The 11,243-nt window shown below is 62.6% G+C and carries 7 protein-coding genes; 3 read left to right on the top strand and 4 right to left on the bottom strand.

Features of this window, described 5'->3' with window-relative positions; all coding sequences use genetic code 11:
* Nucleotides 1-56: 56 nt before the first annotated feature.
* On the bottom strand, nt 57-782 hold the full coding sequence (locus RTQ46_RS14615; protein ID WP_312437625.1) for a 16S rRNA (uracil(1498)-N(3))-methyltransferase: 726 nt from the start codon (nt 780-782) through the stop codon (nt 57-59).
* A 185-nt stretch (nt 783-967) separates the two neighbouring features.
* On the opposite strand from RTQ46_RS14615, the gene tkt reads away from it, so the two are divergent.
* The 3 genes from tkt (at nt 968) to RTQ46_RS14600 (ending at nt 7,162) form a co-directional block, all read left to right on the top strand.
* Nucleotides 968-2,965, top strand: a complete 1,998-nt coding sequence (gene tkt / locus RTQ46_RS14610; protein ID WP_312437622.1) for a transketolase — start codon at nt 968-970, stop codon at nt 2,963-2,965.
* Between the two features lie 92 nt (nt 2,966-3,057).
* Nucleotides 3,058-4,068 (top strand): type I glyceraldehyde-3-phosphate dehydrogenase, encoded by a 1,011-nt coding sequence (gene gap, locus RTQ46_RS14605; protein ID WP_312437621.1) that lies wholly within the window; start codon nt 3,058-3,060, stop codon nt 4,066-4,068.
* Between the two features lie 310 nt (nt 4,069-4,378).
* Entirely contained in the window at nt 4,379-7,162 is a 2,784-nt protein-coding gene (locus RTQ46_RS14600; protein WP_312437619.1) for a TonB-dependent receptor domain-containing protein, read from the top strand.
* 87 nt (nt 7,163-7,249) lie between these two features.
* On the opposite strand, the gene RTQ46_RS14595 is transcribed toward RTQ46_RS14600, so the two are convergent.
* The 3 genes from RTQ46_RS14595 to glnE form a co-directional block, all read right to left on the bottom strand.
* Nucleotides 7,250-8,014 carry a YoaK family protein gene (locus RTQ46_RS14595; protein WP_312437617.1) on the bottom strand — a complete coding sequence of 255 codons (765 nt, stop codon included), beginning with the start codon at nt 8,012-8,014 and terminating at the stop codon, nt 7,250-7,252.
* A 24-nt stretch (nt 8,015-8,038) separates the two neighbouring features.
* On the bottom strand, nt 8,039-8,200 hold the full coding sequence (locus RTQ46_RS14590; RefSeq protein WP_312437615.1) for a hypothetical protein: 162 nt from the start codon (nt 8,198-8,200) through the stop codon (nt 8,039-8,041).
* A gap of 94 nt (nt 8,201-8,294) precedes the next feature.
* On the bottom strand, nt 8,295-11,051 hold the full coding sequence (glnE, locus tag RTQ46_RS14585; protein ID WP_312437614.1) for a bifunctional [glutamate--ammonia ligase]-adenylyl-L-tyrosine phosphorylase/[glutamate--ammonia-ligase] adenylyltransferase: 2,757 nt from the start codon (nt 11,049-11,051) through the stop codon (nt 8,295-8,297).
* Between the last annotated feature and the right edge of the window lie 192 nt (nt 11,052-11,243).

Genomic DNA, 11,243 nt, shown 5'->3' with positions numbered 1-11,243 from the left:
CCTGACAAACAGGTAACGGCTTTTTTTTGTTGGAATGACTGGAAATATGCGCTGTCTTACATGCCGCCCCACAAGGCGCCCAGGGTCGCCAGCGCCGTCAACCCCGCCGTTTCCGTGCGCAGGATGCGCGGCCCCATCGCCAGGCCGATGGCGCCGGCCGCAATCGCCGCCTGTTCTTCCGCCTCCGTAAAGCCGCCTTCCGGCCCCACCATCAGCGTGACTGCCTGCGGCGGCTGGTGGCGCGCCCAGTCGGCCAGCGACTGCTGCGCGCGCGGCGTCAATATGATGCGCTGCTGCAGATCCTGCTGCTTGTGCCACTGATTGAACTCCTGCAGCGGCGCCAGCTGCGCCAGGCGGTTGCGTCCGCATTGTTCGGAGGCCGAAACGATGATCCCTTGCCAATGCGCCAGTTTCTTTTCGGCCCGTTCGCTGGACAAGCGTACCACGCAGCGCTGCGCCGCCAGCGGCACGATGCCGGCCGCCCCCAGTTCGATTGCCTTTTCGATGATCCAGTCCATTTTCGACGCTTCCGGCAGCGCCTGCGCCAGCGTCACCGCGTACGGCAGTTCGACTTCGCGTGCATGATGGGCTTGCACCTCGGCGGTAACGCTGCGCTTGGCGACCGAGACGATGCCGGCCTGGACCTCTCCACCCTCGCCATTGAACAGGGTGATCAGTTCACCGGGCGCCAGGCGCACCACCGCGATATGGTGGGCGACGGCCTCGGGCAGGGCGATGGTGGTGCCGGGGACTAGCGGCTGGGGGCAGTAAAAACGTGGCATGCAATTCCTGAACGGGCAAAAAGATGGATAAACAGGCACCAAAGTATAGCGAGTTGGCGTGGCAGTACGCTGCAATTCTAATTTGCGCTCCCCCAGTCTGGTAAAATAGTTGACTACAAAAGCGGCCGGCCGCCTGTCCGCGCTGCTGCAAACGAATCCCAAACTCGCGACTGACCCACACCACCATGACAACTACGCTCCCGACTACCAAAATGGCCAATGCGATCCGCGCACTGGCAATGGACGCTGTACAAAAGGCTAACTCCGGCCATCCAGGCATGCCGATGGGCATGGCCGAGATCGCCGTTGCCCTGTGGAGTGGGCATTACCGCCACAACCCGGCCAACCCGAAATGGCCGAACCGCGACCGCTTCCTGCTGTCCAACGGCCACGGCTCGATGCTGCACTATTCGCTGCTGCACCTGACCGGCTACGAGCTGTCGATGGACGACATCAAGGCGTTTCGCCAGATGCATTCCAAAACCCCGGGCCACCCGGAAGTCGATATCACGCCAGGCGTGGAAACGACCACCGGTCCGCTGGGCCAGGGCCTGGCCAATGCGGTCGGCATGGCGCTGTCCGAGCAACTGCTGGCCGCTGAATTCAACAAGCCTGGCCACGACATCGTCAACCACTACACCTACGCGTTTGTCGGCGACGGTTGCCTGATGGAAGGCATTTCGCACGAAGTGTGCGCGCTGGCCGGCACCCTGGGCCTGAACAAGCTGATCGCCCTGTACGACGACAACGGCATCTCGATCGACGGCAAGGTCGAAGGCTGGTTTACCGACGATACCCCGGCCCGTTTCGAAGCCTACGGCTGGAACGTGATCCGCGCCGTCGACGGCCATGACGTGGCCGCCGTGGACGCTGCGATTACCGCCGCCAAGTCGGCCACCAAGCCGACCCTGATCTGCTGCAAGACCATCATCGGCAAGGGTTCGCCGAACCTGCAGGGCGGCGACAAGGTCCATGGCGCCGCACTGGGCGACAAGGAAATCGCCGCCGTGCGCGAATACATCCAGTGGGATTCGGCACCGTTCGACATTCCTGCCGAACAGTACACGGCCTGGGACGCCAAAGCACAGGGCGCCTTGCTGGAAACCGACTGGAACGACCGCTTTGCCGCTTACAGCAAAGAATTCCCGCAGCAGGCCGCCGAACTGTCGCGCCGCATGAAGGGCGACCTGCCGGAAGCGTTCGAAACGGCGCTGGCCGCCGCGATCGCCTCCTGCGTCGAGAAAAAAGAAAACATCGCCACCCGCAAGGCCAGCCAGAACGCGATCCAGGCGCTGGCCTCGTCGCTGCCGGAATTTCTGGGCGGCTCGGCCGACCTGACCAGCTCGAACCTGACCAACTGGAAAGAATCGATCCCGGTACGTTCGGGCAAGCCGGGCAACCATGTCAACTACGGCGTGCGCGAATTCGGCATGAGCGCGATCATGAACGGCATCACCTTGCACGGCGGCTACATCCCGTTCGGCGCAACGTTCCTGACCTTCTCGGATTACAGCCGCAATGCGCTGCGCATGGCCGCGCTGATGAAACTGCGTTCGATCTTCGTGTTTACCCACGATTCGATCGGCCTGGGTGAAGACGGCCCGACCCACCAGTCGGTCGAGCACGTCTCGTCGATGCGTCTGATCCCGAACCTGGACAACTGGCGTCCGTGCGACACGGTAGAATCGGCCGTGGCATGGGGCGCCGCCGTGCGCCGCAAGGATGGCCCGTCGACCCTGATCTTCTCGCGCCAGAACCTGCCGTACCAGGAGCGTTCGAACGACACCATCGCCAACATCTTCCGCGGCGGCTATGTGCTGAACGACGTGGCCGACGCGAAAGCGATCCTGATTGCCACCGGTTCCGAAGTGGAACTGGCCGTGGCCGCCGCCAGCGCGCTGGCCTCGGAAGGCATCAACGTGCGCGTGGTGTCGATGCCGTCGACCGACGTGTATGACCGCCAGGACGCCGCCTACAAGGCCAGCGTGCTGACCAAAGGCGTGCCACGCGTGGCCATCGAAGCGGGCGTGACCAGCTTCTGGTACAAATACGTGGGCCTGGAAGGCGCCGTGGTCGGTATCGATACGTTTGGCGAGTCGGCTCCGGCCGGCGTGCTGTTCAAGCATTTCGGTTTCACCGTCGACAATGTCGTGGCTAAAGTAAAAGCTGTCATCGCCGGGTAAATCGTTTTACGCCGCCAGCGCCCCGCAGATGGGCGCGGCGGCAGCAGATTTTTTAATGTGCCAAGTCTTTCTATTTCAATCAGGAGCAGAGTATGACGATCAAAGTTGCAATCAATGGCTACGGCCGCATCGGCCGTAATGTGTTGCGCGCTTTCTACGAAGGCGGCAAGAAACAGGACATCCAGATCGTTGCCATCAACGACCTGGGCGATGCCAAATCGAACGCCCACCTGACCCGCTACGACACCGCGCACGGCAAGTTCCCGGGCACCGTCACCGTCGAAGGCGACAACATGATCGTCAACGGCGATCCGATCCGCGTGTTCGCGCAGCGCAACCCTGCTGAAATTCCATGGGGCGAGCTGGGCGTGGACGTGGTGCTCGAGTGCACCGGCTTCTTTACCACCAAAGAGAAAGCTTCGGCCCACCTGAAGGGCGGCGCCAAGAAAGTCATCATCTCGGCACCAGGCGGCAAGGACGTGGACGCGACCATCGTGTTCGGCGTCAACCAGGACGTGCTGAAATCGACCGACACCGTCATCTCGAACGCTTCGTGCACCACCAACTGCCTGGCACCGCTGGTCAAGCCATTGAACGACGCGATCGGCATCGAAACCGGCCTGATGACCACCGTGCACGCCTACACCAACGACCAGGTTCTGTCCGATGTGATGCACGAAGACCTGCGCCGCGCCCGTTCGGCCACCATGAGCATGATCCCGACCAAGACCGGCGCTGCCGCTGCGGTCGGCCTGGTGCTGCCTGAGCTGAATGGCAAGCTGGACGGCTTCGCGATCCGCGTGCCGACCATCAACGTGTCGCTGGTTGACCTGACGTTCATCGCCAAGCGCGACACCACCGTCGAAGAAATCAACGCGCTGATGAAATCGGCTTCCGAAGGCGCACTGGAAGGCATCCTGACCTACCAGACCGAGCCGCTGGTATCGATCGACTTCAACCACAATCCAGCTTCGTCGAATTTCGACTCGACCCTGACCAAGGTCTCGGGCCGCCTGGTGAAAGTATCGTCGTGGTACGACAATGAGTGGGGTTTCTCGAACCGCATGCTCGACACCACCGTTGCACTGATGTCGGCCAAGTAATCACTGGCTGCTGCATGAAAAGCGCCCGGGGTTTCCCGAGGCGCTTTTTTTTTGGCCTGCCGGATTTGAAAAACGCATCGATTCAATAAAAACGTCGTTACAAAAAGTTTCTTATTGCCATTTAAAACAACATAAAAATTTGATCTGGCAGCATATTCCGGGCTTTTTTTTAACTCTTGGTTTTCCTTATTGACAACATTTTTCCCATTACTGATACTTGCTCTCGTCAATATCCTGACGACAAGCGTACAAGCTGCTGTGATCCAGTTGCTTGAGTTCAGAAAAATAATGAGACAAGGTTGGTAAAGAAATGAACTTGAAGAAGCCCAAGTTGAACCCCCTGAGCAAGGCAGTATTTTTTGCATTGAGCACCATCGCCGCGAGCAGCCACGCGCAAGACGTCGCAGAGCCGGCCATGCAGCGCGTGGAAATCACCGGTTCCAATATCAAGCGCATGGACACCGAGACGGCGTCGCCGGTCACGGTCGTGCGCCGTGACGAAATCAAGGCCACCGGCGCCAATACCGTGCGCCAGATCCTCGATACGCTGACCTCGTTCGATAGTGGCACCTTGCGCGACGACGGCCAGTCGAGCAGCTTTGCACGCGGCGCCTCGGGCGCTTCCATGCGCGGCCTGGGCAAGGGTGCGACGCTGGTGCTGGTCAATGGCAAGCGCGTCTCGAACTATGCTTTTGCCGATGGTGGCAAGGAAACGTTTGTCAACCTCGATGCGATTCCTGCCGATGTGGTCGAGCGTATCGAAGTGGTCAAGGACGGCGCCTCTGCCGTCTACGGTTCCGATGCGCTGGCCGGCGTGATCAATATCATTACCCGCAAGAGCTTCCAGGGCGTCAGCGCCAGCGCCAACTACCAGCAGGCGCTCGACCCCAGCATTGGCAAGCAATCGACGGTGGGCTTGCTGGCCGGTTTCGGCGACCTGGAAAAAGACCGCTACAACGTTTTCATCAACGTGGAAGGCTACAAGCGCCAGGGCTACAAGCTGGCCGACGTGATGAACAAGTATCCGGCATGGCACAAGGAAGTCTACAGCCCGGCATTCGGCGATCCCAGCCTGTATTCGTTCCCGGGTAACCTGAACCAGGCGGCAAGCGGTGGCAACCGTGCCGTACGCCAGGCAGTCGCGGGCTGCACCACGGTCAATGCCAACGGCCTGTGCACCAGCGACCTCAACGGCATCAACCCGTCGTCGGACGGCGCCGACCGTGTCAATCTGTACAGCGCGCTGCATTTCAAGCTCGGCGACACCACGCGCGGTTTTGCCGAGGTGTCGTATTCGGAAACGCGCACCAATTACCATCCATTGCCATACGCCATGGCGGCAGGTTCGCCATGGAACTGGTTCGATGGCAATAAAAAGCAGTCGCAGTCGGTGCAAAAGCCGCTGCTGCCGGCCAATTCCGCCTACAACCCGTATAACTTCCCGGTCGGTCTGGACTATCGCTTCATGGACGACAACATGGACTGGTCCGCCCCGTCGAAGGCCACCCAGTACCGCGTGATGGCGGGGCTCGAAGGCAGCCTCGGCGAATGGGAGTGGGCCGGCACCATCGGCCGCACCGGCGGCGACGGCACCTCGCGCAACCGTGGCCCGCACCGCGACCGCATGCCTGCCGCCATCGTCAGTGGCGAATACAAGCTGGGCGGCGGCAACAGCGATGCCTTGTTGAACAGCATGTTCCCGGTGATCGGCACCGATGCGGAACTGTGGACCAATTTTATCGACGGCAAGCTCAGCCGTGATCTGGCCACGCTGCCCGGCGGCCCGCTGCAGGCCGTGTTCGGGGCGGAAGTACGCCAGGAAAACATGTACATCAAATCGCTGGACAATGTGATGAATGCGGAAATCATCAGCCAGGGTTCGCTGTGGATCGATGGCCAGCGCCTGCTGAAAGCCGCCTATGCGGAGCTGAATGCGCCGGTGTGGAAAGGCCTGGAACTGAATGGCGCGTTGCGCGTGGACAAGGCGCCCGGTTTTTCGTCGCACCTGTCGCCCAAGCTGGGCGTGAGCTGGAAAGTGACACCGAAACTGCTGCTGCGCGGTACGGCTGCTGGCGGCTTTCGCGCACCGAATATCCCGGAGACCCTGGGCAAGGTGGGCCTGACCGGCTTTTTCAACTCGCAGCTCGATCCCAAACGCTGCGCTACCGCGACGAAAATTCGCGATATCCTGAAAAATGGCACAGCCACCGACAAATCCGACGCCACCACGGCGTATAACTCGGGTTGCCTGGCTTCCGTGCCTGCGATGATTTCGTCGAGCGCGACGCTGAAGCCGGAAACCTCGCGCAGCTTCACGCTGGGCTTCGTGGCCGAGCCGGTCAAGAACTTCAGCGTGGCCCTCGATTACTTCAAGATCGAGCGCAAGGATGAAATCAATTACCGCGATGTACCGTATGTGCTGGCGCGCGAAGACAAGGCGGGGTATTCGGACAAGCTGGTGCGCAATCCCGTCAGCGACACCGATCGCCGCTTTGCCGCGCGCGCCAATCAGCTGTCGCCCGGCGCGAACATCGGCTGGGACGCCGGGACCATCCAGTCGCTGCTGCTCAATTACGAGAACTTCGGCAAGACCGATTCGCAGGGCGTGGACATCGACCTGAACGGCCGTATTTCGGCCGGCGACTATGGTACCGTGACGCTGGGCCTGGCCACCACGTACGCACTGAAACTGCGCAGCTGGGATATCGACGCCAACGCCTACCGTCCGAACACCATCGGCTTGCTGGGCAACCCGCGTATCGTCTCGGTCTTCAGCACGGCATGGCGCAACGGTCCGGTAACGGCCGGCTTACGCATCAACTACACCTCCAGACAGGCACTGAACCAGGATGAAACCGATGTCGAACGCTGGGGCGAAGAGGGTTGCCGCGATGCGCTGGGCGACGCCAAACTGTCCTGCCATGTCGCCAGTGACGTGCGCACCGACCTGAACTTTGCCTATACGGGCTTCAAGAACCTGCGCTTGCTGGCCAATATCAACAATGTGTTTGACCGTGACCGTCCGATCAATGTGCGTGACGGCTACAGCCTGCGTCCGCGCACCTTGAAAGTCGGTGCGGAATACACGTTCTGATAGCGGCAGCAGCGGCGTCCCCGGACGCCGCCTGAACCAGGGGCGCAGCGCGGGCAACCGTACTGCGCCCGTTTGATTGCCGGCGCCTTACTGCCGGCGCCGGTAAAAGCGCCATAGCAGGCGCGCATCCTGCAGCACCGGCATGCCGGCCAGCAAACTCAACACGCCGGCCAGGATAATGGTGGCAGCGGGAAAGCCAATATGCTTGAAGGCCAGCGCGCCGCTGACGCCGCCGGCAAAAAAGCAGAGGATCAATGCGGCATGCGTTTTCAGCTTGGCGCGGTTGACGCGCACCATGTCGCCGGGCAGCTGGCGGCGGTTGTAATACAGCATTTTGCCGATTTCGATGCCGATATCGGTCGAGATGCCCGTCACGTGGGTGGTACGGATGGCGGCGCCCGACAGCTTGGTAATGATGGCGTTCTGCAGCCCCATCACAAAACACAGCAGCAAGATGGTGACGGGGCCCAGCACATTCGGCATCGCCGCCAGGTAGTTGCCGGTCAAACCGAACACCAGCAGCAGCACTGCTTCCAACAGCAAACTCATGGCAAACTGGCTGTGCAGCCGGCGCCGCCGGCCCCAGTTCACCATGATGGCGGTGACGGCCGCGCCGCTGACAAAGGCCAGCCAGGCGCCCAGCGCCGCCAGCGCCACCGTTACATTGCCCAGCGCCAGATCGTCCGCCATGCCCGAGACGATGCCGGTCATGTGCGAGGTATAGCCGCCGATGGCCAGGAAGCCGCCCGCATTGACGGCGCCGGCCACCAGCGCCAGCACGCAGCCGAGCTGCAAGTTGGCCTGCGCGTCGCGCGCTGCGCCGCTCAGCCGTGACAGGTAATGGAGGGGCATCGTTGCCTGTGCCGGCCTGGCTGTCTACTTGTAGATGCCGGAGCCGACGATCATGTTGTCGATCTTTTCGATCATGGCGACGGCTTCGTCGGCCGTGCCCTTGGGCGCGGCCCATGCCGCCTGCGCGGCGCAGACGATAAAACCGGCGAGAAGGGCGTGCACGCCCGCTTTGACACATGTGTTCATTGCTGTCTCCTGGGATGATCGGCAACCCGGCGCGGCCTGTACGGCACTACTCGGAATCGGAGTTGCCTGTTTGTATCATACGCCGCTGTATCATTTATGCAATCACCGTGGCAAAGATCGTTTGCCACAGGCGAATCACATTGTCCGCATGGATTTGCACACGTTCGGGCGCCACGCGGGCCAGGTCCTGGCCCTGCAGGCGCAGCTGGTGCTGCAGCTTGCGCAGCGCGCGGTAGGCGTCGGCCACGCCGGTGGCCAGGGTGGCGTCGATCAGTCCCAGTTCGCCGCACAGGCGCAGCAGCGCGATATTGCCCGAGTTGGCCGTCAGCTGCGGATACTGCGCCGCGTGCTGCAGCACTAGGTATTGCACCATGAACTCGATATCGATCATGCCACCCGGGTCCTGCTTCAGGTCGAAACTGCCCGGGCGCGGCGGATGGGCATCGATCATGCGCTTGCGCATGGCGATCACTTCGCCCTTGAGCGGACCGTTTTCCGGGCGTTCCTTGCGCAGGATGGCATCGCGGATGCGTTCGAAATGCTTGCCGATGTTCACGTCGCCGGCGCAAAAGCGCGCGCGCGTCAGCGCCTGGTGCTCCCATACCCAGGCCGCACTGCTCTGGTAGCGCTCGAACGCCTGCACGCTCGACACCAGCATGCCCGAGGCGCCGTCCGGGCGCAGCGCGATATCGATGTCGAACAGGATGCCGGCCGAGGTATGCGAAGTCATCCAGGTAATGAAACGCTGCGCCAGCTTGGCGTACAGGCCGGGCGCTTCCTGGTCGTCGTCGTCGAACAGGAAGATCACGTCGAGGTCCGATACATAGCCCAGTTCCTTGCCGCCCAGCTTGCCGTATGCGATGACGGCAAACTTCGGCACCTCGCGGTGGCGCGTGGGCAAGGTCTGCCAGACGGCCTGCACGGTGGCGGCAACGATGATGTCGGCCAGTTGCGACAGGTAATCGGCCAGCTTTTCCACGCTCAGGTCACCGGCCAGGTCCTGCGCCAGGCACTGGAACAGCTGGGCATGGTGAGTTTCGCGCAGGATATCCATCTGCCGCTCGGTGTCGCCGGGCGCATCGTCGAGCTGGCGCTGCAGGTCCAGTGCCAGCGCGGCCGGGTCCGGCACGCTGTGGCGGATGCGCTCGTCGAGCAGTTCGTCGAGCAGGATCGGGTGCTGCGTCAGGAAGGTGGCGGCCCAGCCGCTGGCGCACACCATGCGCACCACGCGCTCCAGGGTGTGCGGGTACTCGGTCAGCAGCGACAGATAGGCCGAGCGGCGCGCGATGGCCTCCAGGAAATCGAGCAGCCGGCCCAGAGTTGCCAGCTGGCTGGCGTTGCCGTTCGACATGGAGCAGTCGGTAATCAGGGGCAGGGCGGCGTTGACCAGCGCCACCAGGCGCGTGCGGCTCGCCTCGGGCAGCGACTGCAGCCGCGGCGCCTGCCAGGTGGCCAGCAGGCGCCGCGCGCAGGCCACCGGCTCATGGAAACCGAGCGCGGCAAAGTGTGCCTCGATGTCTTCCTGCTGGTCCGAGGCGGCGCACTCGTTCGAGGTCTGCGGATCGATGCTGGTATCGGCCGGCGGCGTGCCGCTGGTCTTGTCGCTGAACATTTCATCGAACTGGCCGGCGACGAACACGCGGTGCGCTTCGAGCCGGGCCAGCAGGGTGGCCGTGTCCGGCAGCCCAATCATCCGGGCCACGGTCAGGCGGTCGTCGTCATTGGCGGGCAGGGTATGGGTCTGCGCATCGTCAAGGTATTGCAGCCGGTGTTCCAGGTTGCGCAGGAAGGTATACGAATCGAGCAATTTGCCGACGATGGCCGGCTCCAGGTAGCCTTTGTCAGCCACCGTGCGCAGGGTGGCGCGCGTGGAGCGCTCGCGCAGCTCGGCGTCGCGCCCGCCCCGTATCAACTGGAATACCTGCGCCAGGAATTCGATTTCGCGGATGCCGCCGCGGCCCAGCTTGACATTGTTGCTGCGGTCCGGGTGCAGCCGCTCCTGGCGGTTGACCTCGGCGCGGATCTGGCCATGCATGGTACGGATCGCGTCGATCACGCCAAAGTCCAGGTAGCGGCGGAACACGAACGGACGCACGATCGCTTCCAGGGCGGCGATATCGTCCGGCTTGCCGGTGACGGCGCGCGCCTTGACCCAGGCATAGCGTTCCCATTCGCGCCCCTGCACGATCAGGTATTGCTCCACCATCCCCAGGCTGGCAGCCAGCGGTCCCGAGTTGCCGTTCGGGCGCAGCGCCATGTCGACGCGGAAGGTAAAGCCGTCCTGCGTGATTTCGGCCAGGGCGGCGATCAGTTTTTTGCCCATGCGAATGAAAAACTCGTGGTTCGACAGGCTGCGCTGGCCCGGCTGGGTGGCTTGCGTGTCGCCATCCTCCGGGTACACAAAGATCAGGTCGATGTCGGACGAGACGTTGAGTTCGCCGCCGCCCTGCTTGCCCATCGCCAGCACCATCAGCTCCTGTTCCTGGCCCGATTCCTCGCCGACCGGCATGCCGTGCTGGTCCACCATCTCGGCCATGATGGCGGCCACGTGGGCCTGGATGGCAAAGTCGGCAAAGCCGGTCATGGCGGTGACCACCTCGTTCAGATCGGCCTTGCCGCCGAGGTCGCGCGCGATCAGGCCGCACACCAGCAGGTTGCGCAGCTGGCGCATGGCGCGCTCCAGTGGAAGGGGCGGCGTGGCGGCATTGGCCAGCGTGGCCAGGGTGGCGGCAAGATCGAGGCCGTCGAGCGGCGTGTCCGCCAGTTGCGCCGCCTGTTCGGCGCGCTGCGGGGCGGCGTTGAGCCAGCGCTGGTAAAAACGCGAGGCGGAAGTCAGGGACGGATGGCTCATGGTGGCGGTTTCTGGTGTTTAACGGGGTTATCGTGGCTATTCGACTGCACATCGCGCTGGACTTGCCTGCGAACAGCAGGGGATGCGGTAAAATTGGGCCGCCTGCATCCGTGTCCGGCACAGCCCGGCTTTGTGCATGGTCTCCCGAACGATGGTAAGGGAGGCTGGAGGCAGACGCAAGCGCAAGGATGC

Origin of the sequence: Janthinobacterium sp. (assembly GCF_031995485.1) — a bacterium.
In the GTDB taxonomy this organism is placed as follows: Bacteria; Pseudomonadota; Gammaproteobacteria; order Burkholderiales; family Burkholderiaceae_D; genus Janthinobacterium.
This window is presented reverse-complemented; position numbering and strand designations above follow the sequence as displayed.